This window comes from Kitasatospora sp. SC0581, from assembly GCF_048159585.1.
In the GTDB taxonomy this organism is placed as follows: Bacteria; Actinomycetota; Actinomycetes; order Streptomycetales; family Streptomycetaceae; genus Kitasatospora.
Genome location: NZ_JBLRWA010000127.1, coordinates 1 through 474, shown reverse-complemented (window position 1 = coordinate 474; position 474 = coordinate 1). Strand labels below are relative to the sequence as shown.

Genomic DNA, 474 nt, shown 5'->3' with positions numbered 1-474 from the left:
GTTTTATTAAAGGAGAATATTTATGGGTGCCTTAATTGAAGCTAGCCGAATTTGTAAAAGATATAATCAAAAGAGCAATAACATGGAATTGAAAGAAACATCCCTTTCTATTGAAAAAGGGAAGATTTATGTTATTGAGGGGAAAAGCGGAGCAGGAAAATCAACTTTGTTAAATATTTTGGGAGGAATGGAGAAACCTACATCTGGAAAGGTATATTACAAAGGAAAATCCTTTTATGATCTGAAGGATTCAGACCAGGCTGCTATTAGAGGAGAAAAATACGGATTTGTATTCCAATCTTTTCAGCTAATTCCGGAATTGACTGTCAAAGAAAATATAGAACTTCCCCTCATATTTACAAATAGACAAGAAAAAATGGATAAGATAGCAGAATTAGCCAGACATTTAGGGATTGAAAATCAATTACATAAACTTCCTGACTTTTTATCAGGAGGGGAACAACAAAGAGTAGC

At 33.5% G+C, this 474-nt stretch carries 1 protein-coding gene; it reads left to right on the top strand.

Features of this window, described 5'->3' with window-relative positions:
• Window positions 1-22 precede the first annotated feature (22 nt).
• A partial coding sequence (locus tag ACLWS4_RS37415; protein WP_416876487.1) for an ABC transporter ATP-binding protein occupies window positions 23-474 on the top strand: 452 nt, incomplete at its 3' end.